The following is a 25,322-nucleotide window of genomic DNA, read 5'->3' as shown; positions in this document are numbered from 1 at the left end:
CTCAGCGCGCGCGCCGCACCCGCACATAGAGCGCGCCCTCGCCGCCATGGCCGATATGCGCCTCCTCGAAGCCGACGACCAGCGAGCGGAATTCCGGCAGGCCGAGCCATTCCGGCACCTGGCGGCGCAACACGCCGCGCTCGGCGTCGAGACCGCCGACCTTGCCCTTGCCGGTGATGACCAGCACGAAGGTGAGCCCGTCATGATGCGCGCGTTGCAGGAAGGCGAACAGCACCCGGTGCGCACGGATCTGCGTCATGCCGTGCAGGTCGAGCCGCGCATCGATCTCCTGCCTGCCGCGCGACAGCTTTGCCCGCTCGCGGCGGCCGATCGGCGCCAGCGGCGGCATCTGCGGACGCGGCGGGGTGACGGATTTCACCGGCGCCACCGCCTTGACTGGGATCGGCTTTGCGGCCGCGCGAGGGGTCACGGGATCGAAGGCGGCCGCATGTGTTTTCGCTGCGGTCGGTCGCTTGCGCAGCGGCTTGACCTGCTTCGCGACGCTCTCCCAGAGCGCACGCTCTTCCTCGCTGAGCGCACGCTTGCGCCGCGACGGAGCGGAGAGGTCGGGAATCGGCGCGGGACGTTTCATTGGTCGCGGTGATGGCGAATGCGCCGGCTGCGCCGCTGCTCCTGATCTTGCGGAATGTCGGGCCGGGCGACCGGCAATGGCACCGGTTCTGCCACAGGCGCTGCCTGCGCAACAGGGGTTGTTGCGGCAGGCTTGGTGGACGCCGCATCCGGCGCGACGGCTGGCGCCTTGGCCGTGGTGGCAGCCCCGTCCTTGGTGGCGGCCTTCGCGCCCTTGGTGACCGTCGCCGTCGGCACATCGGCGGGCTTTTCCGCCGGCTTGTCCGGTTGCGGATCGGTCTGGGGAAACAGTTTCGCGATCCTGGCCGACGGCCGGTCCTCGGGGACCGGCAGCTTGTGGCCGCGCGCGACCGGGTCGAGCGCCTTCGGCACCAGCATCACGAACTGCATGTTGTGCCGCAGCCGGCCGGAGACCTTTCCGGCGTCCGCGCCGGCGCCGAAATAGAGATCGGCACGGGCCGGGCCGACGATCGCCGATCCGGTGTCCTGCGCGATCATCAGCCGGTGGAACGGGGTCTTCGACTGCTCGGATTCGATCGGCAGCTCGCCGGCGATGAAGAACGGCGTGCCGTAGACATGCAGCGCCTTGTCGACCGCGATCGAACGGCCGGGCGTCAGCGGCACCCCCTGCGCGCCGACCGCTTCGTCCTTGTCGGACAGCGGGACTTCGCGGAAGAACACGTAGGCGCGGTTCTGCCGCCGCAGCTCCTTGGCACCGTCGGGGTTCTGGTCCATCCATTCCCTGATCTTCTGCATCGACATCTGATCCTTCGGGATGATGCCGCGGTCGATCAGGACCCGCCCGACCGGCGTATAGGGATAACCATTATGCGCGTCGTAATTGATGCGCAGCGTGGTGCCGTCGTCGAATTTGATCCGCGCCGAGCCCTGGATCTGCGCGAACAGCAGGTCGGTCTGGCTCTTCAGCCAGCAGAGCTCGAGTCCGCGGCCGGCGATCGCGCCGTCCTCGATCTGGGCGCGGTCGTAATACGGCACGAGCTTGCGCCGGCCGATCTTGCGATACACCGGACCGCCGTTGGGCAGCCCGACCGAGGCTTGCGTCTTGCCGCGCACGAACAGGTTGGAGGGCCGGCGATAGACCGGAACGTTGTAGACGTCGGTCTGGGTCTTCGACCCGTCGAGCACCGGCTCGTAATAGCCGGTGACGAAGCCGGCATCCTCGCCGAGCCGCGAGATGCGCAGCGGCACGAAATTCTGCTCGAAGAATTCCTTCGCCTTGACGCCGTCGCTGAGCGCGAGCCCCTTGGCGATCCGGCAGGGATCGCGCAGCGAGCTGCCGAGCGCTTTCGAATCCGCGGGCGCGCCCTGCTGGGCGGCGATCGGCTTGCAGCTGGTGCGAAACGCCTTGTAGGCGGCGAGATGATCGTCGTCGCCCCAGCCCGCGACATTGGGCCAGGTCAGCGGTTCATACTGGCTGCCGCTGACCTGCAACGGCAATTCCAGATTGGGATAGGGGATCGGATGGCTGAGCTCGTGTCGGGGCGGGGTATGCCGGCCCCATTTGCGCGCGGCGATCGCCGCGGTGGAGCATAACACGGCGAGCGCACAACACGCGACCGCGAGGCGCCCGTAGCTGAGATGTTTAGTGAGCGCTTCCAGTGCCAACCAGCTTCCAGTTCGGATCGCGGGAAGTCGAGTCGCGGGCGAATGTCCAGACGTCGGTGATGTCGGCGACCTTGTCCGGGCTGCCGTCGACGATGGTGCCCGCCTTGTCGCGCGTCACCGAGATCATCTGCGACACGAAGCGGACGGTGAGCTGGGTCGAGCGATCGCGCGTCTCCGCGCTGACGATCTCGGCCTTGTCGATCGACACGAACCGGGTCTCGGTCTTCTGCTCGTGCTTCTCGCGATCCTTGATCGCCGCCTCGAAGCTCTCATAGACCTCGGTCGACAGCAGGTCGCGCAGCGCACGGCGATCGCCATTGGCGAACGCCAGCACGATCATTTCATAGGCCGAGCGGGCGCCGGAGAGGAAATGCCGCGGATCGAACGCGGAATCCTGGGCCACGACCGCATCGAGCCCCTGCGCCAGCGGCGTGCCGGGCTCGGCGATGCCCTTCCAGCGTTCCGTGGGTTCGACCGGCTCGGCCGCCGGCGCCGCGGTCGGCTGGTCGACCACCGACCCCGGGATCGGCACGACGTTGTTGTCCTGGCCGCGCTGCACGACGTTGGGAGCCGCACGATCATAAGGCGGCCGCTCGCTTCCCGTGCGCTGTCCGAGAACGCTGCGCAGGCGCAGGAAGATAAATACGGCCAGCGCCAGGAAAATGATGGTGTAGATATCCACGTCGATTTCGCTTTCTGGTCTCTGCCGGCAACGGGCCGGCCGTCAAAGCGTTCCCGGTCGGGAACGGCAGAGATTACATCGCCGATTGAGTCCGCAGCATGTAGGCACGAAACTATGCTCGGCCAATGGCGCTTTTTGGCACGGGCAAGTGTAGCGCGTTTTGGAGCCGGGGGGAAACCCGTTCCTTTCAGGAAATCGCGCATCTTCAATAATTTAGGAAGCCGTTAAGAGATTCGGCAGACCCGTACTCGCGGCCTTTTGGCCGGACAATCTGGCCGTGGCCGTGCCGGAATGCGTTCGTTCGTCGTCCTTGTGGACCGAGCCGGGCCTATGATAGCCACTCGCCCGGCATCGGCATTCCCAACACCTTAACGCGTGCCGTCGGACATCCTGTCCATCGAGCGCTGCTCCAGGAGACATTTCATGACCAATGGCAACGGCGCCCCTGTCGAACAGGCCGCTCCCCAGCTCAACGTGCTGGCGCAGTACACCAAGGACCTGTCGTTCGAGAACCCGAATGCCCCGGCATCGCTCGGCCAGCAGCAGCAACAGCCGGCGATCAACATCCAGATCAACGTCTCCGCCAACAACCTGTCCGAGAACGAGTACGAGGTGATCCTCTCGGTCGAGGGCAAGGCGGAGTCGGCCGGCAAGGTGATGTTCAGCTTCGACCTGGCCTATGCCGGCGTGTTCCGTATCCTGAATGTGCCGCAGGAGAACCTGCACCCGCTGGTCATGATCGAGTGCCCGCGGCTGCTGTTCCCGTTCGCGCGCGAGATCGTCGCCACCTCGGTCCGCGACGGCGGCTTCCCGCCCCTGCTGCTCGACCCGGTCGATTTCGTCGGCCTCTACCGCCAGAACATGGAACGCGCCGCAGCCGCCCAGGCCGCCTCCGGCGTCAAGCCGAGCTGAAGTCCGGATAGACCGTCATTGCGAGCGAAGCGAAGCAATCCATCTCGCCACAAGAATGGATTGCTTCGTCGCTAACGCTCCTCGCAATGACGCAGGATCAGGAATTCAAGCCGCGGGGGCTTCCGCAGGCGCGGGCGGCGGCAGGTAATCGTTCCAGATCGGCTTGTCGCCGAGCGTGCCAACGAAGGCCCGGTGGGCCTCGCGATCCGCATCGCTGACCCGTGCGACCAACGGGGTCTCGCGCTGCCGCCGCGGTGAATCACTGTGGCTGCCGGCGCGCGCATCCGACGTTTCCGATGCCAGGATGAGCTGCGACTGCCGCGCTCCGATCAGGTCGATATAGACCTCGGCGAGCAGCTCGGCGTCGAGCAAGGCGCCGTGCTTGGTGCGGCGTGAATTGTCGATCTGATAACGCGAGCAGAGATCGTCGAGCCGGTTCGACACGCCGGGATGCTTGCGCCGCGCCAGCAGCAGCGTATCGACCAGCCGGTCCTTCGGGATCGCCTTCCGCTTGATGCGGTCGAGCTCGGCATTGATGAAGCTGATGTCGAACGAGGCGTTGTGGATCACCAGCGGCGTATCGCCGATAAAGGCCAGGAACTCGTCGACCACTTCGGTGAACAGCGGCTTGCTGGCCAGGAACTCGGTCGACAGCCCGTGCACGTTGAACGCTTCCACCGGCATGTCGCGCTCGGGATTGATGTAGACGTGATAGGTCTGGCCGGTCGGCATGCGGTTGAAGATCTCGACGCAGCCGATTTCGACCAGCCGGTCACCGCGCAGCGGATCGAGGCCAGTGGTTTCGGTATCGAGAACGATTTCGCGCATGACGTGAGGAAGTCCGAAAAGGCGCGAATCAGGCGCGCCGCTTCGGCATCTTAGCAATCTCGTCCAGAATGTCGCGGATGCGCGCCCGCACCGGATCAAGTCCGTGCGAGGTATCCACGATGAAATCGGCGCGCTTGCGCTTCTCGGCATCCGGCATCTGCTTGGCGATGATGGCGTCGAGTTTCGCCGCATCCATGGTGCCGCGCGCCAGCACGCGCTCGCGTTGCAGTTCCGCCGACGTGGTGACGACCACGACCGCATCGACGCGTTTCTCGCCGCCGGTCTCGAACAGCAGCGGGATGTCGAGCACGACGATGGGCGCGCCGGCGGCCTCGGCGTCGGCGAAGAATTTCTGGCGCGATGCGCCGAGCATCGGATGCACGATCTGCTCGAGCTGCTTGATCGCCACCGCGTCCTGCACCACGCGTGCCGACAGCTTGGCGCGATCGACCTTGCCATTGGCGGTGGTGCCGGGAAACGCGGCCTCGATCGCCGGCGCAGCTTCGCCTTCATAGAGTTGATGCACGGCCGCATCGGCGTCGTACACCGGCACGCCGGCCTCCATGAACAGTTTGGCCGTGGTGGATTTCCCCATCCCGATCGAGCCGGTCAGTCCAACAATCAGCATCGCTTCAGCATCTCTCCGTCGCCATATGTCGGCGGCTCACACCGCGAGCAGTCGTTCGCGGCGCAGGAACGCCAGCAGCGACAATAGCGGCAGACCGAGGATGGTGAAATGGTCGCCTTCGATCCGCTCGAACAGATGCACGCCGAGGCCTTCGAGCTGGTAGGCGCCGACGCTGGTCGTCACCGCCTCCCCGGCCTGGTCGAGATAGGCCGCGATCTCGCCGGCGGCGAGCGGCCGCATCGTCATGCGGGCGACGCTGACGTCATCGAACAGGATTTCTCCATTACGCGCCACCGAGACTGCGGAATGCAGCTCATGGGTCTGGCCCGCCAGCAGACCGAGCTGCTCGGCAGCCTGCGCGCGGCCGGCCGGCTTGCTGAACATCCGTTGCCCCAGCGCCAAGGTCTGATCGGCGCCGACGACATACCGACCGGGCTTCTGCCTGGATATGAACAGCGCCTTCTCGCGCGCCAAGAGCGAAGCGATCTCTCCCGGCGCCGAAAGGCCGGAATTGGTCTGCACGCCGCGTTCGTCGATATCGGCCGGCAGCGCCTCGAAATCGAGGCCGGCATTTTCGAGCAGCATCCTGCGCGCACGACTTTGCGAGGCCAGGATCAGCTTCTGTGGGTCGCGCCAGATCATCATGACGAGGTGATCACTCCAACGGCCGCGCGCGCTGACGGTCGTTATAGAGCTTCATCACCGCGGCCGCCGTTTCCTCGATCGAACGGCGCGTCACGTCGAGCAGCGCCCAGTTGAATTTCGCGCTCAGGCGCCGCGCAAAGGCCACCTCGTCGGCCACCGACTGCTTGTCGATGTAGGTGTCATTGTCGCGGTCGCCCATCGTCAGTAGGCGGTTCTGCCGGACCTGGATCAGGCGCTCGGGTGTCGCATGCAGGCTGACCACCAGCGGCTTCTTCAAGGTCTCGAGCTGATGCGGCAGCGGAATTCCCGGCACCAGCGGCACGTTCGCAGTCCTGATGCCGCGGTTGGCGAGGTAGATCGAGGTCGGCGTCTTCGAGGTACGCGACACCCCGACCAGCACCACATCGGCCTCCTCGAGGCCTTCGACATGCTGACCGTCGTCATGCATCATCGTGAAGTTGAGCGCATCGATGCGGGCGAAATATTCCGCGTTGAGCACGTGTTGCGCGCCGACCCGCCCGGTGGTCGCAGCACCCAGATACGCCTCGAACAATTGCATCACCGGCCCGATGATCGACAGGCTCGGAACGTTGATCTCCCTGCACTTGCCTTCGAGCCGGCCGACCAGGTCCTTCTCCAGCAGCGTGAACAGCACGATGCCCGGGGATTCCTCGATCTCGTCGAGCACGCGATCGAGCTGCTTCTGGCTGCGCACCAACGGATAGACATGCTCGACCGCGGTGACATTGGCGTACTGCGCGGCGACCGCGCGCGCCACGGTGATCAGCGTCTCGCCGGTCGAGTCCGACACCAGATGCAGATGGAAATAGTTGGAGGTCGTCGGCACCGGAGCCCCTGTCTAACCTGTGAATCGCTGTGGAGGTCGAGGAGAAGAATCCGGGCCCGCCGCCGGGCCGTTGGATATCCCGTCCCTTTCTTCACAGCACCTCGCGAAAGGATAAGTCGAGGCGATCGGATGGATGATAGTGAACCGATGTGGATTTGTCTCTTGATAAGCTGGTCACTGAGCTACGCAACCAATTGAGTCCAGCAACAGATTCCCGATCTCGGCACTGGGCCGCCAAAATGTTGAGGGATGTGAACAAGCCCGCAAGAACGGCTGGACCGTCTTGCATGAGTCAAATTCACCGTCATTAAGACTCAAACCTTAGATTCTAAAATTAATTAGGTTTAGGAGAGCCCTGTGTGCGGATATGTATCCGTCCCCCGCTTGCAGAGCCTTGTCTGCAACGCCGAGCCCGCCCGAGCTGTTCCCTGAAAGGCATCCCAGCGATGTACGATTGGATCAAGGCCCTGCACGTCATTGCCGTCATCTCCTGGATGGCGGGCATGCTCTATCTGCCGCGGCTGTTCGTCTATCATTGCGAGGCCGAAGCCGGCTCGAAGCAATCCGAGACCTTCAAGGTCATGGAACGCCGGCTTTTGAAGGCGATCATCAATCCCGCGATGATCCTGACTTGGTTGGCCGGGCTCTATCTGGCCTGGGCCGGACACTGGTACCTTTCGGGCTGGTTTCACGTCAAATTTACGCTGGTGCTCGTGATGTCGGGTATCCACGGCTTTTTGTCCCGCTGCGTGAAGGACTTCGCCGCGGACCGGAATCAGCGCAGTCAGAAATTCTATCGTATTATCAACGAGGTGCCAACGCTTCTGATGATCCTGATCGTGATCATGGTGGTCGTGAAGCCGTTCTAGACATTGCGATGCCGAGGTCGCATGCTTCAGTCCTTCTTGCGAAGGACGGATCGATTTTCTATATAGGTTTCATCCCACCCCACGCAGGCGGATGTGGTCGCGTTCCGGTTCTTTTCGGGCCGGCGCCGCATCAGGTTTGAAAGCCCCAACGGCACTTTCCTGGCTGAGACCTGCGGACCTTCCCTTGGCGTCCGCTTTTTCCAGAGCCACCTCGCACCCCTTCCCTACTTACTTCCTCACAGGACTACCCCAATGCGGGAAATCAAACTCCAGGACCTCAAATCGAAAACGCCGGCCGAGCTCGTCTCGTTTGCGGAAGAGAACGGGGTCGAGAATGCCAGCACCATGCGCAAGCAGGAGCTGATGTTCGCAATTCTCAAGCAGCTCGCGATCGCCGAGACCGACATTATCGGTGAAGGCGTGGTCGAGGTGCTGTCCGATGGCTTCGGCTTCCTTCGTTCGCCCGACGCGAACTACTTGCCCGGCCCCGACGACATCTACGTGTCGCCGTCGCAGATCCGCCGTTTCGGCCTGCGCACCGGCGATACGATCGAAGGCCATATTCGCAGCCCGAAGGAAGGCGAACGCTATTTCGCGCTGTTGAAGGTCAACACGCTCAATTTCGAAGACCCGGAAAAGTCGAAGCACAAGGTCAATTTCGACAACCTCACGCCGCTGTTTCCCAATCAGCGTTTCCGCATGGAGCTTGAGGATTCCACCAAGAAGGACCTGTCCGCACGCGTGATCGACATCGTCGCGCCGATCGGCAAGGGCCAGCGCGCGCTGATCGTGGCGCCGCCGCGCACCGGCAAGACGGTGCTGATGCAGAACATCGCGCACTCGATCACCGCCAACCATCCCGACTGCTACCTGATCGTGCTGCTGATCGACGAACGTCCGGAAGAAGTCACCGACATGCAGCGTTCGGTGAAGGGCGAGGTGGTGTCGTCGACCTTCGACGAGCCGGCGGTGCGTCACGTCCAGGTCGCCGAGATGGTGATCGAGAAGGCCAAGCGCCTGGTCGAGCACGGCCGCGACGTCGTGATCCTGCTCGATTCGATCACGCGCCTCGGCCGCGCCTACAACACCGTGGTGCCGTCATCCGGCAAGGTGCTGACCGGCGGTGTCGACGCCAACGCGTTGCAGCGCCCGAAGCGGTTCTTCGGCGCCGCGCGCAACATCGAGGAGGGCGGTTCGCTGACCATCATCGCGACCGCGCTGGTCGATACCGGCAGCCGCATGGACGAAGTCATCTTCGAAGAGTTCAAGGGAACCGGTAACTCCGAACTGATCCTCGACCGCAAGGTCTCGGACAAGCGGACCTTCCCGGCGATCGATATCGCCCGCTCCGGCACCCGCAAGGAGGAGCTGATCACCGATCCGCAGGTGTTGAAGAAGATGTACGTCCTGCGCCGCATCCTCAATCCGATGGGCACCATGGACGCGATCGACTTCCTGCTCGACAAGCTCCGGAACACGAAGAGCAATTCGGAATTCTTCGATTCCATGAATACCTGAGCCCAAAGGGCTGAACAGAAGAGGGCGCTCCGCAGAAACGGGGCGCCCTTTTTCATGCTGCGGCCTTGTTGCAGCAAAGCGCAGCATGAATTGAGCTGCTTCCGGCGAGGCGGTATCCAATTAACTATCTGATATATATTGTGTTTATCATTTAGATTGTGATTTGACCCTGGACGGGTGCAGCAAATTGCTGCGCGGATACCGCAAGACGTCGCGACTATGTTGCATTGCAACATACAGCGACCAGCCTGCGAAAGCGAAGCGGGATTGCCTTTGGCAATTTGCTGGAAGAAATAGGCGATGCATCCGCGCGACCAGACCATTTTCGCCTTGTCCTCCGGACGGCCACCGAGTGCGATCGCCATTGTCAGGCTGTCTGGCCCAATGGCCGCGTCGGTCATTGAGGGATTGGCGGGCAACAGGCCGACGCCGCGGATGGCGACCCGGGCACTGCTGCACGATTCGAATCGGCAACCGATCGACGATGCCGTCGTGCTGTGGTTCCCCGGCCCGGCAAGCGCGACCGGCGAGGACGTCGCCGAATTGCACGTCCATGGCGGACGCGCGGTGCTGTCGGCGATATTCGAAGCCATCGCGGCATTCGACAATGTTCGCCCGGCTGAGCCCGGCGAATTCACCCGGCGGGCATTCGAGAACGGCAAGCTCGACCTGACGGAAGCCGAGGGCCTCGACGATCTGATCCACGCCGATACCGACCGCCAGCGGCGTCAGGCGCTGCGTCAACTGAAAGGATTGCTCGGCGATCGCGCGCGGAACTGGCGCGAGCGGATCATTGCGGCGTCAGCGTTGATCGAGGCCGGGATCGATTTCTCAGACGAAGGCGATGTGCCGACGGAGCTGATCGCGCCAGCGCTCGAGCGGATCCGGGCGTTGCATGATGAGATCAAGAATGTGCTTGTGGGGCAGGCGCAAAGCGAGCGGCTGCGCGACGGCCTGGTGGTTGCGATCGCGGGCCCGCCGAACGTCGGCAAGTCGACCCTGATCAATCAGCTCGCCAGGCGCGAAGTCGCGATCGTCTCGCCGCATGCCGGCACGACCCGTGACGTGATCGAGGTACAGCTCGATCTGGATGGCTATCCCGTCACGGTGATCGACACTGCCGGGATTCGTGAGACCGATGACCCGGTCGAGCAGGAGGGTGTCCGCCGTGCTCGGGCGCGCGCCGCGGAAGCCGATCTCGTGCTGTGGCTGGCCGACACCGGTGGCGCGAAGGTCGGACACGGCGGCGGCACGCCAACCTGGCTGGTGCGCAACAAGATCGATCTGGTGAGAACGACGGCGGGTGAGGGCGGAGACTATCGCGAGTTCAGGATCTCGGCGGCACGCGGTGACGGTCTCTCGGAGCTGATCGCCGCCTTGGTCGGCTTCGCACACGACTATTTTGGAACCGGTGAGGCTGGCCTGATCAGCCGGACCCGGCAACGTGGATTGCTCAAGGAGACTGTTGTGTGCCTCCAGCGCAGCATCGATGTGGTCGGGCAGGGCGAGGAGCTTGCCGCAGAGGAACTGCGGAGGGCCGCGACCTCGCTTGGTCGCCTGCTTGGCCGGGTCGATGTCGAGGACATCCTCGACGTCATCTTCCGCGAGTTCTGCGTCGGCAAGTAGACGGAACCGGGCCTGTTTCACGTGAAACATGGTTTCCGATTAGTTAAGGACCCACTCCGTTTCACGTGAAACAATCGGCCACGCCAGACCTGGGCTGTTTCACGTGAAACGCGTCTCTGCACGTCATTGCGGGCCGGCCGAAGCGATCCATATTCGATCAGGCGATCGGGTCTCTGACCCCGCGATCCCAACTTCCTTCTTCCGGCTTTCATCACTCCACGATAGAAATCCCGCCATGACTTTCAGGGCAGATTCATTTGACGTCATCGTCATTGGCGGCGGCCATGCCGGCTGCGAGGCCGCGAGTGCCGCTGCCCGGATGGGCGCAAGGACGGCCCTTGTGACCCATCGCTTCGCGACCATCGGCGCGATGTCTTGCAATCCGGCGATCGGTGGACTTGGCAAGGGTCATCTGGTTCGAGAAGTCGATGCTCTGGACGGTCTGATGGGCCGGGTCGCGGATGCTGGTGGCATCCAGTTCCGGATGCTCAATCGCCGGAAGGGTCCCGCCGTCCGTGGTCCGCGCGCCCAGGCCGATCGCAAGCTCTATGCGGCTGCGATGCAGACGGCGATCGTCGAGACCGCGAATCTCTCTGTCATCGAAGGCGAGGCCGACGAGCTGACCGTCATCGACGGGCGCGTGACCGGCATTCGTCTGGGCGATGGTCGTCAGCTCTCCGCGGGTGCGATCGTCATCACCACAGGGACCTTTCTGCGCGGCCTGATCCATCTCGGCGAGAAGAACTGGCCGGCGGGAAGGGTCGGCGAGGCGCCGGCGATGGGCCTGTCCAACTCGTTCGAGCGGGCGGGTTTTGTGCTGGGTCGGCTCAAGACCGGAACTCCGCCGCGCCTCGACGGCACCACCATCGACTGGTCGGCGGTCGAAATGCAGCCCGGAGACGATCCGCCGGAACCGTTTTCGGTCTTGACCGACCGGATCACGACCCCGCAGATCCAGTGCGGTATCACCCGGACCACGCCCGCGACCCATGAGGTAATCCGGGCCAACGTGCATCGCTCGCCGATGTACTCCGGCCAGATCAAGAGCTCGGGACCGCGCTATTGTCCATCGATCGAGGACAAGATCGTCCGCTTTGGCGACCGCGATGGCCACCAGATCTTCCTGGAGCCCGAAGGGCTCGACGACAGCACGGTCTATCCGAACGGCATCTCGACGTCGTTGCCCGAGGAGGTTCAGCTCGCGATCCTCGCCAGCATTCCTGGCCTCGAGCGGGTGAAGATGGTTCGGCCCGGCTATGCCATCGAATATGACCATGTCGATCCGCGGGAGCTCGATCCGACCCTGGAGACCAGGCGCCTGCGCGGACTTTTCCTGGCCGGCCAGATCAATGGCACCACGGGATACGAAGAAGCGGCGGGGCAGGGCATCGTTGCCGGCCTCAACGCGGCTTTGGCGGCCAGCGGCGCCGATCCCATCGTGTTCGACCGTGCTGACGGCTATCTCGGGGTGATGATCGACGACCTGGTGACCCGCGGGATCACCGAGCCCTATCGCATGTTCACCTCGCGCGCCGAATACCGACTGACATTGCGGGCCGATAATGCCGACCAGCGCCTGACCGACAAGGGTATCGCACTTGGATGCGTCGGAGCGGGCCGCGCGGAACGCCACCGGAGCAAGATGGCGGCGCTCGACGCGGCAAAGGGCTTGGCCAAGTCGCTGGCGATCACGCCGAATGAAGCCGCCAAGCACGGGCTCGCGCTCAACCGCGATGGCCATCGCCGATCGGCCTTCGAATTGCTGGCCTATCCGGAGATCGAGTGGCCGGCGGTCCAGGCGATCTGGCCGGAGCTGTCGGCCATTGACCCGGCGATCGCGGTCCACCTCGAGATCGATGCCAAATACGATGTCTATCTGAAGCGTCAGACCGCCGACGTCGACGCCTTCCGGCGCGACGAAGGTTTGGTTCTGACCGATATCGACTATGCCGATGTGACTGGTCTCTCCAATGAAGCGCGCGCCAAGTTGCAGAAGGCGCAGCCGCGGACGGTCGGGCAGGCGGGCCGGATCGACGGCATGACGCCGGCGGCGCTGGGTATCCTGGCGGCCTATCTGCGACGCGAGGCACGACGGAAATCGGCGAAGGCGACGGCCTGACGTTTCACGTGAAACAGCAGGTGGGTCTTGTCAATGCGAGGAGCGGGAGCGACGAAGCAATCCATCGCTTCCGCGGATGGACAATGGATTGCTTCGCTTCGCTCGCAATGACGAGCTCGACCGGCATCCCAGAGAATGGCTCCAGCTCCACAACCCGCCGCGTTCAACGTCTCCGCCAAGGACAAAGCCGCGGCGCTCGCGCTGACGCCTGTTTCACGTGAAACGGAAGCGCGGCTCGACAGCTACGTCACCCTCCTCCTGGCGTGGCAGGCCAAGACCAATCTCGTCGCGCCCTCTACGCTGCCGCATCTCTGGACCCGTCACGTCTCGGATTCGCTACAGCTGCTGAGCCTCGCACCATCGGCAAAGTCCTGGATCGATCTCGGCAGCGGCGGCGGCTTTCCGGGTGTCGTGCTCGCCTGCGCCTTGGCCAAAACGCCTGGCGCATCGATCCATCTGGTCGAGCGAATCGCCAAGAAGGCCGCGTTCCTGCGTGAGGCGATTCGCGTGACGGCGTCACCGGGGACGGTGCATCTGGCTGATATCGGGGATACTGTGGATAGAATCGCCGGCCCGATCGATTGCGTCACCGCGCGGGCGCTGGCTCCGTTACATCAACTGATCGGCTTTGCCGAGCCGTGGGTCAAAAAGGGCGCGAAAGCGCTGTTTTTGAAGGGTCAAGATGTAGAGGCCGAATTGACCGAGGCCACTAAATATTGGAATATTGCGCCTAAACTACATGCCAGCCGCACCGGCGGACAGGGCTGGATCGTCGAACTCGGGTCAATCGAGCGGCGTGAGGGGACTCCGCGAGAGTGAATGGTATTTTGGTATGACTGTGATGGACGAGGTTTATCAAGAGAATAGGGCGGCGCAGCCGCCCGGCCATCCGCGCATCCTGTCGCTCGCCAACCAGAAGGGCGGCGTCGGCAAGACAACCACAGCGATCAATCTTGGTACTGCACTCGCTGCGATCGGCGAGCGCGTCCTGATCGTCGATCTCGATCCGCAGGGCAACGCCTCGACCGGGCTCGGGATCGATCGCCGCAACCGCAGTTGCTCGACCTACGACGTCCTGATCGGCGAGGCGCCGCTGCGCGATGCCGTGGTCGCGACCGCGGTGCCGCGGCTGCACATCGCAGCCTCCACCATGGATCTCTCCGGCCTCGAGCTCGAGCTCGGCACCACGCCGGGCCGCGCCTTCCGGCTGCGCGATGCGATCGCGGGACTGAACAACAACGTCTCGCCGGAAGCTGACTACACCTACGTGCTGATCGACTGCCCGCCCTCGCTCAACCTGCTCACCGTGAATGCGATGGCGGCGTCGGACGCGATCCTGGTGCCGCTGCAATGCGAGTTCTTCGCGCTCGAAGGTCTGTCGCAATTGCTGCAAACGGTCGAGCAGGTGCGCTCGACGCTGAACCCGACGCTGTCGATCCACGGCATCGTGCTGACCATGTTCGACTCGCGCAACAACCTCTCCAACCAGGTGGTCGCCGACGTGCGCCAGTTCATGGGCAACAAGGTCTACGACACCATGATCCCGCGCAACGTGCGCATCTCGGAAGCGCCGTCCTACGGCAAGCCGGTGCTGGTCTACGACCTCAAATGCGCCGGCAGCGATGCCTATCTCAAGCTCGCCACCGAAGTGATCCAGCGCGAGCGCGAGCTTCGCACGCACTAGCGACGTTGCGTCGTGCGTAGGATGGGTGGAGCGAAGCGATGCCCATCGCGGCACTCGAAAAGAATGATGGGTTTCGCTGCGCTCTACCCATCCTACGATCTTGAAATTCAAGTCTGGAGTATTGCGTGTGAATCCAAGGGAGCTCGCAACAATGGCCGATGAAGCGCGTTCGCGACTGGGGCGCGGGCTGGCAAGCCTGATCGGAGATGTCGGCGGCGAAGCGGCTGCACATGCCGAGCGGCCGCGCACGCAGCGCAAGGTGCCGATCGAGTTCCTCAAGCCCAACCCGCGCAACCCGCGGCGCAGCTTCGCCGATGCCGAGCTCGGCGAGCTCGCCGATTCGATCAAGGCGCGCGGCGTGATCCAGCCGATCGTGGTGCGCGCGATCAAGGGCGCGCAGGACCGTTTCGAGATCATCGCCGGCGAACGGCGCTGGCGCGCCTCGCAGCTCGCCGGTCTGCATGAAGTGCCGATCGTGCCGGTCGAGGTTTCTGATTCCGACGCGCTCGAGATCATGATCATCGAGAACGTGCAGCGCGAAGACCTCAACGCGATGGAAGAGGCGCTGGGCTATCATTCGCTTGCCGACGAGTTCAAACGCAGCCAGGAAGAGATCGCCAAGATCGTCGGCAAGAGCCGCAGCCATGTCGCCAACATGATGCGGCTGACCAAACTGCCGAACGAGGTGCAGGCGCTGATCTCCAAGGGCGACCTCTCCGCCGGTCACGCCCGCGCGCTGATCGGCGTGCCCGATCCGCTCACGGCCGCCAAGCGCATCGTCGCCGAAGGCCTCAACGTCCGCCAGGCCGAGGCGCTGGCGCATGAGGAGGGCGTGCCGGAGCGCAAGCCGCAGAAGGCGCGTTCTGGCAGCGCGGCGGCCAAGGTCGACAAGGACGCCGACACGCTGGCGCTGGAGAAGCGCGTCAGCGATGCGCTCGGCCTCGCCGTCACCGTCAGCCACCGCGATCCCGGCGGCACGGTGCAGATCAGCTACCGCAACCTCGAGCAGCTCGACGAGGTGGTGCGGCGGCTGGAGGGCAGCTAGTTTTCCGACATTTCTCCTCGTCATTGCGAGGAGCAATCGCGACGAAGCAATCCATCTTTCCGCGTACGCGGAGCGATGGATTGCTTCGCGTTGCTCGCAATGACGGCTGCTAGGTTCTTACCCTATCCCCGCCGCTTCGCGTTCGCCGCGATCGAGAGCAGTGCTCGTTGCCCGATCACGGCGGCGAGCGAGGCCTGCTTGCGCATGTCGAGCGCCGCGGTGGCGAGCTGGTCGATGATGGTCACCAGCCGCTGCGGCGTGAAATTGCGCAGCGCGATCTCGACCATCGGCTTGCGCGAAAAATGCAGCCGCGGGAATCCGCCTTCGAGCACCGCGGATGCCGGCGTGCCGTCGGCGATCGCCAGCGCCGATTTGTGCAGCCACGCCGCCTGGCGCTGCGCGGCCGAGATGATCACGCCGGGATAGGTGCCGGCGACCATCGCTTTCGTGAACTCGCTCTCGACCAGCGCGGCGTTGCCGGCGAAGGCGCCGTCGACGATCGGATCGAGCTTCAGCTCGGAGGCGTCGGACACCACGGTCATCACGTCGTCGAGGGTGATCTCGCCCTTGCCATGCGCGAACAGCGCGAGCTTGCGCAGCTCGTTGCGCGAGGCCATGCGGTCGCCGCCGAGCAGCGACATCAGCACCGCGCGCGCGTCGCCCGCCAGCCGCAGGTTGGAGATCCGCAGCTCGTCCTCGATCAGCTTGGTCAGATCGCGTTCGGTGTCGGGATAGCAGCCGATCGCCACCGCGTTCTTGGCGCGCTCGCAGATCTTGCGCAGCGGCGATTCCGGGCGGAGCTCGCCGGCCTCGATCACGATGCGGCAATCTTTCAGCGCCGGCGTCTCGGTCAGCGTCTCGACGCCGCTCGAGAAATTGCGCGAGCCGGCGCGGACGCGGATGGCGCGGCGGCCGCCGAACAGCGGCACCGTCATGGCTTCGTCGACCAGCCGCGACGGTTCGGCGGCGAGCTCGTCGCCATCGAGCCGCACCAGCGAGAATGGATCATTGGGATCGTCGACGGCCGAGGCCATCAGCGCGTCGGCGCGCTCGCGCACCAGGCCGAGGTCCGGACCGTAAAGCAGGATGATCGGGCGTCCGGCGTCCGGGCGGGCGAGGAAGCTGTCGATCTCTTTTCCGCGTAGCGCGACCAAATGCGGTGATCAGGTTCCGGAGGAGAAGAACGAGGCGAGCCGGGTCTGGATATTGTCGGCGATCTCCTGCGCGGCGCGGTCCTCGGCATCGCGGAAGGCGCGGGCGCGGGCGTAGCGCTGGTAGGACCCCGGCATGTCATAGGACACGCGCGAGAAGGTGGTGCCGGTCATGACCGACTTGTTCGACGCGATCTCGATCAGGTTGAAGCTGGCGTCGATGCCGTAATTCTCGCTGGTCGGCAGCGCGGTGGTCGGGTCGATCATCAGCGAAGAGCGGCTGGTGGTGAAACGCAGCACCAGCCGGTGCGTCGGCGGCATGCCGGTGGCGGTGCCGTAGAGCTTGAAGGCGAGAGCGTTGCGGACCTCGACGCCGACCCGGGCCTCGCGCGAGGCGTTCGGCTTGTCGACCGGCGGAACCTCGACGCCCATCAGCTTTTCGCGCAGGCCGGGCGAACCGTCGAGATTGCGCTCGGCATACATCGGCTGGAAGCATCCAGCCGTCAGCGCGGCCAAGGCGGCCACGGCGATGAGCCGGGCGGCGATCCTGATCCTAGCCGACAACATTGACGATCCTCATGGGCACCACGATCACCTTGCGGACGGGTTTGCCGTCCAAGGCGGCTTTTACCGCATCGAGCGCCAAAACGGCAGTCTCTATCTCCGCATTTTGGGCGGTGCGTGGCACGGTAACATCACCTCGTTTTTTACCGTTGACCTGGACCACCAGGGTCACGCTGTCCTCAACCAGCAAATCGCGCTCGATTTGCGGCCAATCGGCCTCGGAAACCAGCCCGGTCTGGCCCAGAACCACCCAGCACTCCTCGGCCAGATGCGGCATCATCGGCGAGAACAGCTGGACCAGGATGGTCGCGGCTTCCTTGATCGACCAGGCGAGGTCCGGCGCCGGCTTGTCGCCCTTGGCCAGCACGTCGGCCAGCGCATTGGCGAACTCGCGGATATGGGCGAGGCAGACGTTGAAATGCAGCCGCTCGATCCCGGACGACACCTTGTCGAGCGCGCCATGGGCCGCCTTGCGCAGCGCCTGCGCCTCCGGTCCGAACGTTGCCGGCCGGGCCGCCGGCGCCGCCTTGGCGATCTCCTCGGATTCGTTCACCAGCCGCCACAATCGCTGCACGAAGCGTGAGGCGCCCTGCACCCGTTCGTCGCTCCAGATCACGTCGCGGTCCGGCGGCGAATCCGACAGCATGAACCAGCGCGCCACATCGGCGCCGTAGCTCGCGATGATGTCGTCGGGGTCGACGGTGTTCTTCTTCGACTTCGACATCTTCTCGATCGGGCCGATCGCGATGTCCTCGCCGGTCGCCAGCAGCACCGCGCGGCGGCCATTGCCGCCGACCTCGATCTTCACCTCGGCCGGGGTCACCCAGCTGCCGTCGGCCTTCTGGTAGGTCTCGTGCACCACCATGCCCTGGGTGAACATGCCGGCGAACGGCTCCGTCATGTCGATGTGGCCGGTGGCCTTCATCGCGCGGGTGAAGAAGCGGCTGTAGAGCAGATGCAGGATCGCGTGCTCGACGCCGCCGATATACTGGTCCACCGGCATCATCCGGTTGGCGATCGCCGGGGTGGTCGGCGCCGTCTCATTCCACGGATCGGTGAAGCGCGCGAAGTACCACGACGAGTCCACGAAGGTGTCCATCGTGTCGGTCTCGCGCACCGCCTTGCCGCCGCACTTCGGACAGCTGACGTGCTTCCAGGTCGGATGATGGTCGAGCGCGTTGCCCGGCTTGTCGAACGAGACATCCTCCGGCAGCGTCACCGGCAATTGGTCGTCGGGCACCGGCACCACGTCGCACTTCGGACAATGGATCACCGGGATCGGGCAGCCCCAATAGCGCTGCCGCGAGATGCCCCAGTCGCGCAGCCGGAAATTCACTTGCCGTTCGCCGACCGGTGCATTGCCCCGCAGCTCGGATTCCAGCCGTTTCGCGACCGCTTCCTTGGCAGCTTCGATCGTCATGCCGTCGAGGAAGCGCGAATTGATCATGCGGCCATCGCCGTCATAGGCGACATCGGTGATGACGAACGTGTTCGGGTCCTGGCCCTCGGGGCAGACCACCGGCACGTTGCCGAGATTGTACTTGTTGACGAAGTCGAGGTCGCGCTGGTCGTGCGCCGGACAGCCGAAGATCGCGCCGGTGCCGTATTCCATCAGCACGAAGTTCGCGACATAGACCGGCAACTTCCAGCTCGGGTCGAACGGATGCACCGCCTTGATGCCGGTGTCGAAGCCCTGCTTCTCGGCGGTGTCGATGATCGACTGCGCGGTGCCGATCTTCTTGATGTCGGCGATGAATGCGGCGAGCTCAGGGTTCTTCGCGGCCGCCGCCTGCGCCAGCGGATGATCGGCCGAGATCGCCATGAACTTGGCGCCGAACAGCGTGTCCGGTCGCGTGGTGAAGATCTTCAGCTCGGTCTCGCCGGCCGGCGTGGTTGCCGCGTCCAGCGCGAAGCGGATCAACAGGCCCTCGGAGCGGCCGATCCAGTTGCGCTGCATCAGCCGCACCTTGTCGGGCCAGCGGTCCAGACCGTCCAGCGCCTCCAGCAGCTCCTGCGAGTATTTCGTGATCTTGAAGACCCACTGGCTCATCTCGCGCTGCTCGACGACGGCGCCCGAGCGCCAGCCGCGGCCGTCGATCACCTGCTCGTTGGCGAGCACGGTCATGTCGACCGGGTCCCAGTTCAGCTTGCGCTTCTCGCGCTCGGCGAGCCCGGCGGCGAGCATGTCCAGGAACATCTTCTGCTGATGCTTGTAATAGCTGGGGTCGCAGGTCGCGAATTCGCGGCTCCAGTCCAGCGACAGCCCGATCGACCGCAACTGCTTCTTCATCGCGGCGATGTTGTCGTAGGTCCAGGCCTTCGGCGCCACCTTGCGCTCGATCGCGGCGTTCTCCGCCGGCAGGCCGAACGCGTCCCAGCCCATCGGGTGCAGCACGTTGAAACCCTTGGCGCGCATGAAGCGGGCCAGCACGTCGCCGAGCGTGTAATTGCGGACATGCCCGATATGGATGCGCCCGGACGGGTACGGGAACATCTCGAGCACGTAGTATTTCGGCCGTTGATCGTCGTTCTTGGAGGCGAAGATCGCCTTTTCGTCCCAGATGGCTTGCCAGCGGGGTTCGGATTCACGGGCGTTGTAGCGTTCGGCGGTCATGTAATCGCAGGGTTTTCGGTGATTTTCGGGTCCCATCCGGGGACGGCGGACTAGGCCACAAAAACGCCCATGGGGTCAACGGCTTGGGGACCACCGAATGGTCATACCGCCGAATGGTCATTGTGACGGCCCGCGCGCAGTTCCCGTCGTCCCGGCGAAAGCCGGCACGGATGGCGGCCGCGAGGCAACCGGTCCGGAATCCGATCGGGATTGGTACCCGGCTTGACCGCCCGTACGCCGCGGCCTATCGGCCCGATACCGGCCATCTCCGGAATACTGCATCGCCGGTCGGGCCGGCGATGGCTAATGGAGGATACATTTCCGGAACGTCGCAAGATCGAACGGCCGCTGGCCGTGGCTAAACGGGTCCTTGCCCTGCTCGAACTGCGAGATCCAGTCCAGTGGCTTGGACAATTCAATATCGTGATCGCCGCCGGCGTCGTACTCGCGGAGAATGCGACGGGCGAAATTCAGCTCCTTGGTGCCGTCGAACGAGAGATATGGCGGCGAGTATAGCTTGACGATCTGCTTGCAGAGCGCGACGACTTTTATGATCTCGCCCTGCGCCTCCAGAATCTTGGCCCGCTCCCAAATCGCGGCGATCCGGTAGCTGTGAGCTTGCATCTCGGTGAAACGATCATCGAGGACACCCAGCAGGTTCAATGCCTCGGCCGGGCTTTCGAGCTTCGCGAGAATTCTCGCCTGCCGCAGACGGCAACCGACCGCAGATAGCGTATTCCCGGTGTCGAGATACTCGCGTGATATATCTCCAATTTCGCCAAACGCTTCGGAAAGCAAACCCAATCCCACCTTGGCATCGCAGGCATGCTCGCGCCAGGACAGGGCCTCTCCCGAATTGCCGGCCCTTGAGAAATAATCGGTCATCTCCTGACTGAACGAGAGAGCTTCTTCATGGCGGCGACCTCTCTTGAGGGGGCCAAGTGCCAGCTCCGCGATGAAGCCACCGGTGTTGTCGGTCACATCAATATCCAGGCCGGAGCCGATGATGAAGCAGGCCCTCCGAGTGATGTAATCGCAGAGCCGATCGTCCTCCCGATCATCCGCGCAGTCGTATAGTTTCGAAAGAAACTTGAGCTCGGTTGCGGCATATTCGGCTCGCCAGTAATCGGATTTGTCCTCAAGGTCGATCCAGTACTCCGCCTTCAGACTGTCCAATACGGATTTCACGAGCTCCTCAACCTTCACGTTGTAACCCGAGATCGAGTAGATGTTGGTTTGATGGAGCAGGCAGATCGGCTCCCTGCATAGCGAATTGTGATACTCGAACAGCCGCAACGCCTTTTCGAACTGGCAGTCTCTTGCCACGGCATAGGCGTAACACAGCGAGCCCATACGTTGATGGTCCGGCGACAACAACTTTGATGACACGCCCGATCCGTGTCGCGTGACCTTGAACAGCGGCGCGAGGCATTCCTGGGCAAGCGTGGACATGCCGTTTGAGTGGAGGAAGTCGGCAAGATTGCTCTCGTAGAAGTCGAACGCGTCGTCGAACTGTTCGGTCTTGAGATATGCGTTCATGATCTCGAGCTTGCTCTCGAGGCGTCGTCCTTCGTCGCCGGCAACGTCGTCTCCGAGCGCACCCTCGGTGTTGTCGAGATTGTCTTCAAAGACCTCTCGGATCATTTCATAATTGCTCGTCAAGGCGTCGTGATCGATCGAGCGCAGGCCAATGTTGCGGATGACCGGATGCATATCGAAGCGGTTCGACAAGGGGCTTCGACCAATGAGGCCGCGATCAGCCAGGTCGGCCAGCGCGGCTATGAGATCGTCCTCGGTCTTGACCGGTCCGTTGCCCAATCGAAGCATGTGGTCAAGAACCGCATAAGTCGGCGGCTTCCTGAACAGCGCGACGACCTGGAAGACCTGTCGCGACAACTCGCTGAGGCCGAGCACCGCATGAGACAGGATATGCGAGTGCCTTTGCAGCAGCGGGAGATCGGCCGAGGGGTTAAAGTCGGGGCGCCTCAGGATGTATTGGTCGTAGTCCCGGTTGGCGGGAGGATAATCCGCCAGTGCGGCGGCTGCGGCCTGGATGACGAGCGGGTGACCGTCGATGCTCTGGAACAGCCCGCGCAGGCTCTGCGGTGAACCCCGCATCCCGTAGCTTTCCCACAGCAGGAACGCATCCCCGTCCTCCAATCCGCACAGGTTCAGCGTCTTCACACCGGGCCGGGGGCGGCCGTCACGGGTCTCGAGGTCGGCGAGGTGAAGCCGCGTCGATATCAGAATGCGGCTGCTTGATTTCATCGCGGCGAGCTTCTGGAGAAACTCTGCCGCTCGCGAGTCGTTCAGCGATCGCTTTTTCCGTGTGTTTTGTGCCGCATCGTCCTGTAGCAGCCCCTTTCGCCGGCTTTCCCTGACGCGAGGTTTGCTGTCGCCTTCGAGCTCGTTCTGGCGGTTGGGCTCTTCCACATACTGGTTGAGCTCGCGTTCGAACCCGTCGAGCACGACCAGGAACCTATTGGCAGCGAGCGACTGCAAGAGCGGCTCTTCGAGATCGGACCAGCTCTTCTTTCGCGCGTCTTCCAGCGAACATTGGAAGCAGTAGCAATAAAGATGCGCCAGGAAGTTGCTGAAATAGGCGGAATGCTCATAGAAGCTCCACCACATCGCTCCATCGAAGCCGTGGCGGGTGCCATCCTTGATCTGGGAATTGAAGAAGGACCAGGTGAGAGCGCTCTTGCCCATTCCGCCCATGGCCTGGACCGCGAGAATTGGGGTTTCCGCATCCTTTGCCCAGCCGGACAGCACCTCGAGCTCCTGCCTGCGGCCAATCAAAGTCGACGATTCAAGCAGGCTGTATGGATGGGCAATGTAGGGCTTTGGCGCAACCGGAATGCCCGTGAATTGGACCGGCTGCTTTGGCCGAACGTCGATGTGATCGCGAAAAGCCTTTTCGACCTGGAGCTGGAGGTGCGTCACGTTACTGAAATAGGACGGCACGCGATCTTGCCGCGCCTTGGTGGTGAAGCGCTCAAGCAGCTCCGGGGAATTTGCCTTTCCGAGGGCTGATCTTGTCAGCGGGTATTCCTCCGACATGAGGAACAGCAGACGGTTCTTTCCGAGCGTGACCGCGTGATCATACTCAATCTCGGTGATCGACCGGGGATCGCCTGGCAAACTGGATCCGTACCGGTAACCGATCACGAGGATGTACCAGTCCGCCTCCTCGACCATGGCCAATGATTTCTCGACAACGTCGCTGTTTGCGGCGGCCTCGTGCTCCATCGCTATCGGTTGAAACTCAAATCGATTGCAGGAGTCGATGATCGCTTTCCGCGCGTCCTCAAGGTCGAGCAGGCTGCTGCTGATCATTACCTTCGTCATCGCAATACACTCGCTCTAGGAAGCGGCGATCAAAATTCAACGCCAGACCACGCGGTCCGGCGACGTCGACGAGAAACATCGGCACATCTTCAATGACGCAAGGGTACATCAGCTATACTTTTGATAGCAATACGTCCGGCGCGGCGGCTGGGTGATATTGATCAATTTCGGGCAAGGGCGCTGATCATGGGTAGCGCCAAACCGTGCGGCCGGCGGCCTCGGGGGGCGGCCGCGCGGTGTAGCAGTCAACCTCAGCTCGCCAGCGCCATCCCCGCTTCGTCCAGCGTCTGCAGGAAGCCGTGCTCGATCACGGCATTCCTGCCGCGGCGCTTGGCGGCGTAGAGGGCGGCGTCGGCGGCTTCGATCAGGTCGCCGGGGCGCTGGGTGTCGTTCGGTTTCGTCGTCGCGACGCCGACGCTGACGGTGACGACGCCATGGCTCGAGGGCGCGTGCGGCACGGCGAGGCCGAGCACCGCCGTGCGCACGGTCTCGCCGATCGCGAGCGCATGCGCGGCGTCGGTGTTCGGCAGCAGCAGGCAGAACTCCTCGCCGCCATAGCGGCCGGCGAAGCCCATGGTGTCGGCGGCGATCCCCGCCAGCGTCGCGCCGATCCGCGTCAGGCAGGCGTCGCCCTCGGGATGACCGTAGGTGTCGTTGTAGAGCTTGAAGTGATCGACATCGATCATCATCAGCGACAGCCCGCACTCATACTGCTGCGCCCGCAGCCACTCGAAGTCGAGCCGGCTCTGGAAGCCGCGCCGGTTGGCGAGGCCGGACAGCGCGTCGATCGAGGCCATCACGGTGAGGCGGTCATTGGACTCGACCAGCTCGCGCTCGCGCTGGCTGAGCTGCGCCGCCATCGCGTTGAAGGCGCGTGCCAGCGGCACGAATTCCGCCGGCAGCTTGTGCTTGGCGACGCGGGCCGACCAGTCGCCCTCGCCGAACCGCCGCGCCATGCCGGTCATCAGCTCGATCGGATGGATGACGAGCCGCTCCGCGCCAACCAGGGCACCGAGCAGAACGAACAGGCAGACGAAGCCGAGTTGCAGATAGGCGGTGCGGATCTCGCGGTTGATTGCCGCCGTCACCTTGGCCTCGTCCATGCTGACGATCAGGCGGGACTGGGTGCCGGCGATGCGCGCGAAGCTCAGCGTGCGCTGTCCGCCGTCGACGCCGGTGAACGACACCGAGCCGGACGGTTCGTCGTAGCTCAGGGCCTTCTCGGCAATCGCCGCCATCAGCGGGATGGTGTCGAGCGAACGGCCGATCAGGCTCGCCTGATCGGTCGGGGCGGCGATCACGACGCCGGTGCTGTCGACGAGAACGGCTGCCATGCCGGGCTGGCCGCCGAGATTGGCCATGATCTGCGACAGCCAGTCGATGTTGATGCCGGCGACCACGACCGAATCCAGCTCCGGATTGATCGCTGCCACCGGATAGGCGGCCATCATCATCGGGCGGCCATTGGTCTTGCCGCGCAGATAGTCGCTGAACACGAAGCCGCGATTGTCCTGCGCCTTCTTGAAATATTCGCGGTCGCCGAGATCCATCCCGACCTGCATGTTGAGCGTGGAGCACTGCACCAGCCCGTCCCTGGAGACGAACATGATGCTGCGGATCCAGGGCAGCACGGTCGGCAGGCTGGCGCGCAACACCTCGCAGCTCTGCGCTATGCCGCCGGAGGCGCGGATATAGGCGGCCGATTTCAGCATGGTCTCGACCGAGGAGACCACTTCGCGCTGGGTCTCGGCGGCGTGCGCGGTCAAATTGGCATAGCCTGCCGCGGCCTGCGCGATCTGCGAGGTGCGGAAATTCTCCAGCGTGCGCACGCGATCGAGCATCAAGGGTGCGACCAGTATGACCGCAAGCAAGGCCAGCCGGGCACGGATGCCCAGAACCTTCTTGAGTCTGACGCGATTGCGGTTGAAAGTGACGCCCGACATTCTGATCCCTTGCCCGTGTGCAGGGTAGGATGAAGGGCTTCAAAAAGCCTTTCCCGAATTTGGTAAAATTCGAGCCAACCCC

General features: G+C 63.7%; 20 protein-coding genes. 8 read left to right on the top strand and 12 right to left on the bottom strand.

Annotation, left to right across the window (positions count from 1 at the left end; translation table 11 throughout):
- Position 1 precedes the first annotated feature (1 nt).
- From B2W55_RS18585 to B2W55_RS18575, 3 genes are read right to left on the bottom strand one after another with little or no spacing between them, the layout of a single operon-like run.
- Complete coding sequence (locus tag B2W55_RS18585) at positions 2-592, bottom strand: Smr/MutS family protein (RefSeq protein ID WP_024583067.1); 591 nt, start codon at positions 590-592, stop codon at positions 2-4.
- A complete protein-coding gene (locus tag B2W55_RS18580; protein ID WP_244442279.1) occupies positions 589-2,217 on the bottom strand; it encodes an MltA domain-containing protein in 1,629 nt (542 codons plus the stop codon). Before B2W55_RS18580 ends, B2W55_RS18585 begins: the two co-directional genes overlap by 4 nt.
- A complete protein-coding gene (locus B2W55_RS18575; protein WP_024583069.1) occupies positions 2,195-2,899 on the bottom strand; it encodes a Tim44/TimA family putative adaptor protein in 705 nt (234 codons plus the stop codon). The genes B2W55_RS18580 and B2W55_RS18575 overlap by 23 nt, the downstream gene beginning before the upstream one ends.
- Before the next feature lie 423 nt (positions 2,900-3,322).
- On the opposite strand from B2W55_RS18575, the gene secB reads away from it, so the two are divergent.
- Positions 3,323-3,811: a protein-export chaperone SecB gene (gene secB, locus B2W55_RS18570; RefSeq protein WP_024583070.1), complete on the top strand. Its 489-nt coding sequence runs from the start codon at positions 3,323-3,325 to the stop codon at positions 3,809-3,811.
- 105 nt (positions 3,812-3,916) lie between these two features.
- Here secB and dnaQ read toward each other — a convergent pair whose 3' ends face one another.
- From dnaQ to B2W55_RS18550, 4 genes are read right to left on the bottom strand one after another with little or no spacing between them, the layout of a single operon-like run.
- Entirely contained in the window at positions 3,917-4,639 is a 723-nt protein-coding gene (dnaQ, locus tag B2W55_RS18565) for a DNA polymerase III subunit epsilon (RefSeq protein WP_024583071.1), read from the bottom strand.
- 28 nt (positions 4,640-4,667) lie between these two features.
- Entirely contained in the window at positions 4,668-5,267 is a 600-nt protein-coding gene (gene coaE, locus B2W55_RS18560; RefSeq protein ID WP_024583072.1) for a dephospho-CoA kinase, read from the bottom strand.
- Between the two features lie 36 nt (positions 5,268-5,303).
- Positions 5,304-5,912 (bottom strand): Maf family protein, encoded by a 609-nt coding sequence (locus B2W55_RS18555; protein WP_024583073.1) that lies wholly within the window; start codon positions 5,910-5,912, stop codon positions 5,304-5,306.
- A 10-nt stretch (positions 5,913-5,922) separates the two neighbouring features.
- On the bottom strand, positions 5,923-6,759 hold the full coding sequence (locus B2W55_RS18550) for a pyruvate, water dikinase regulatory protein (protein ID WP_024583074.1): 837 nt from the start codon (positions 6,757-6,759) through the stop codon (positions 5,923-5,925).
- A gap of 446 nt (positions 6,760-7,205) precedes the next feature.
- On the opposite strand from B2W55_RS18550, the gene hemJ reads away from it, so the two are divergent.
- From hemJ to B2W55_RS18515, 7 genes are all read left to right on the top strand, one after another.
- Positions 7,206-7,628 carry a protoporphyrinogen oxidase HemJ gene (gene hemJ / locus B2W55_RS18545; protein WP_024583075.1) on the top strand — a complete coding sequence of 141 codons (423 nt, stop codon included), beginning with the start codon at positions 7,206-7,208 and terminating at the stop codon, positions 7,626-7,628.
- Positions 7,629-7,880: 252 nt separating this feature from the next.
- Positions 7,881-9,146, top strand: a complete 1,266-nt coding sequence (gene rho / locus B2W55_RS18540; protein WP_021078151.1) for a transcription termination factor Rho — start codon at positions 7,881-7,883, stop codon at positions 9,144-9,146.
- Between the two features lie 300 nt (positions 9,147-9,446).
- The gene (mnmE, locus tag B2W55_RS18535) at positions 9,447-10,772 is read left to right on the top strand and encodes a tRNA uridine-5-carboxymethylaminomethyl(34) synthesis GTPase MnmE (RefSeq protein WP_024583076.1); all 1,326 of its coding nucleotides are present in this window, start codon (positions 9,447-9,449) and stop codon (positions 10,770-10,772) included.
- Between the two features lie 235 nt (positions 10,773-11,007).
- Positions 11,008-12,891: a tRNA uridine-5-carboxymethylaminomethyl(34) synthesis enzyme MnmG gene (mnmG, locus tag B2W55_RS18530; RefSeq protein ID WP_024583077.1), complete on the top strand. Its 1,884-nt coding sequence runs from the start codon at positions 11,008-11,010 to the stop codon at positions 12,889-12,891.
- 135 nt (positions 12,892-13,026) lie between these two features.
- A complete protein-coding gene (rsmG, locus tag B2W55_RS18525; protein ID WP_024583078.1) occupies positions 13,027-13,710 on the top strand; it encodes a 16S rRNA (guanine(527)-N(7))-methyltransferase RsmG in 684 nt (227 codons plus the stop codon).
- A 13-nt stretch (positions 13,711-13,723) separates the two neighbouring features.
- Positions 13,724-14,575, top strand: a complete 852-nt coding sequence (locus tag B2W55_RS18520; RefSeq protein WP_024583079.1) for a ParA family protein — start codon at positions 13,724-13,726, stop codon at positions 14,573-14,575.
- A 151-nt stretch (positions 14,576-14,726) separates the two neighbouring features.
- Complete coding sequence (locus B2W55_RS18515) at positions 14,727-15,620, top strand: ParB/RepB/Spo0J family partition protein (protein WP_024583080.1); 894 nt, start codon at positions 14,727-14,729, stop codon at positions 15,618-15,620.
- Positions 15,621-15,742: 122 nt separating this feature from the next.
- Here B2W55_RS18515 and holA read toward each other — a convergent pair whose 3' ends face one another.
- The 5 genes from holA to B2W55_RS18490 form a co-directional block, all read right to left on the bottom strand.
- The gene (holA, locus tag B2W55_RS18510) at positions 15,743-16,774 is read right to left on the bottom strand and encodes a DNA polymerase III subunit delta (RefSeq protein ID WP_024583081.1); all 1,032 of its coding nucleotides are present in this window, start codon (positions 16,772-16,774) and stop codon (positions 15,743-15,745) included.
- A gap of 9 nt (positions 16,775-16,783) precedes the next feature.
- On the bottom strand, positions 16,784-17,338 hold the full coding sequence (gene lptE, locus B2W55_RS18505; RefSeq protein WP_024583082.1) for an LPS assembly lipoprotein LptE: 555 nt from the start codon (positions 17,336-17,338) through the stop codon (positions 16,784-16,786).
- Entirely contained in the window at positions 17,325-19,949 is a 2,625-nt protein-coding gene (leuS, locus tag B2W55_RS18500; protein WP_024583083.1) for a leucine--tRNA ligase, read from the bottom strand. The genes lptE and leuS overlap by 14 nt, the downstream gene beginning before the upstream one ends.
- Positions 19,950-20,252: 303 nt before the next feature.
- On the bottom strand, positions 20,253-23,285 hold the full coding sequence (locus tag B2W55_RS18495; protein ID WP_024583084.1) for a DUF4062 domain-containing protein: 3,033 nt from the start codon (positions 23,283-23,285) through the stop codon (positions 20,253-20,255).
- Between the two features lie 263 nt (positions 23,286-23,548).
- Positions 23,549-25,240 carry a sensor domain-containing diguanylate cyclase gene (locus B2W55_RS18490; RefSeq protein ID WP_024583085.1) on the bottom strand — a complete coding sequence of 564 codons (1,692 nt, stop codon included), beginning with the start codon at positions 25,238-25,240 and terminating at the stop codon, positions 23,549-23,551.
- Positions 25,241-25,322: the final 82 nt, after the last annotated feature.

The organism is Bradyrhizobium sp. UBA2491 (assembly GCF_002341725.1).
Taxonomy (GTDB): Bacteria; Pseudomonadota; Alphaproteobacteria; order Rhizobiales; family Xanthobacteraceae; genus Bradyrhizobium.
The sequence above is the reverse complement of the archived record's forward strand: the minus strand, read 5'-3'. Positions and strand labels throughout refer to the sequence as shown.

Excerpts from the sequence above, each read along its gene's own strand:
- rho (WP_021078151.1), top strand. The coding sequence starts at position 7,881 with ATGCGGGAAATCAAACTCCAGGACCTCAAATCGAAAACGCCGGCCGAG.
- mnmE (WP_024583076.1), top strand. The coding sequence starts at position 9,447 with ATGCATCCGCGCGACCAGACCATTTTCGCCTTGTCCTCCGGACGGCCA.
- secB (WP_024583070.1), top strand. The coding sequence starts at position 3,323 with ATGACCAATGGCAACGGCGCCCCTGTCGAACAGGCCGCTCCCCAGCTC.
- B2W55_RS18515 (WP_024583080.1), top strand. The coding sequence starts at position 14,727 with ATGGCCGATGAAGCGCGTTCGCGACTGGGGCGCGGGCTGGCAAGCCTG.
- B2W55_RS18520 (WP_024583079.1), top strand. The coding sequence starts at position 13,724 with ATGACTGTGATGGACGAGGTTTATCAAGAGAATAGGGCGGCGCAGCCG.
- B2W55_RS18490 (WP_024583085.1), bottom strand. The coding sequence starts at position 25,240 with ATGTCGGGCGTCACTTTCAACCGCAATCGCGTCAGACTCAAGAAGGTT.
- coaE (WP_024583072.1), bottom strand. The coding sequence starts at position 5,267 with ATGCTGATTGTTGGACTGACCGGCTCGATCGGGATGGGGAAATCCACC.
- mnmG (WP_024583077.1), top strand. The coding sequence starts at position 11,008 with ATGACTTTCAGGGCAGATTCATTTGACGTCATCGTCATTGGCGGCGGC.
- B2W55_RS18585 (WP_024583067.1), bottom strand. The coding sequence starts at position 592 with ATGAAACGTCCCGCGCCGATTCCCGACCTCTCCGCTCCGTCGCGGCGC.
- B2W55_RS18495 (WP_024583084.1), bottom strand. The coding sequence starts at position 23,285 with ATGATCAGCAGCAGCCTGCTCGACCTTGAGGACGCGCGGAAAGCGATC.
- rsmG (WP_024583078.1), top strand. The coding sequence starts at position 13,027 with ATGGCTCCAGCTCCACAACCCGCCGCGTTCAACGTCTCCGCCAAGGAC.
- lptE (WP_024583082.1), bottom strand. The coding sequence starts at position 17,338 with ATGTTGTCGGCTAGGATCAGGATCGCCGCCCGGCTCATCGCCGTGGCC.
- leuS (WP_024583083.1), bottom strand. The coding sequence starts at position 19,949 with ATGACCGCCGAACGCTACAACGCCCGTGAATCCGAACCCCGCTGGCAA.
- hemJ (WP_024583075.1), top strand. The coding sequence starts at position 7,206 with ATGTACGATTGGATCAAGGCCCTGCACGTCATTGCCGTCATCTCCTGG.
- B2W55_RS18555 (WP_024583073.1), bottom strand. The coding sequence starts at position 5,912 with ATGATGATCTGGCGCGACCCACAGAAGCTGATCCTGGCCTCGCAAAGT.
- dnaQ (WP_024583071.1), bottom strand. The coding sequence starts at position 4,639 with ATGCGCGAAATCGTTCTCGATACCGAAACCACTGGCCTCGATCCGCTG.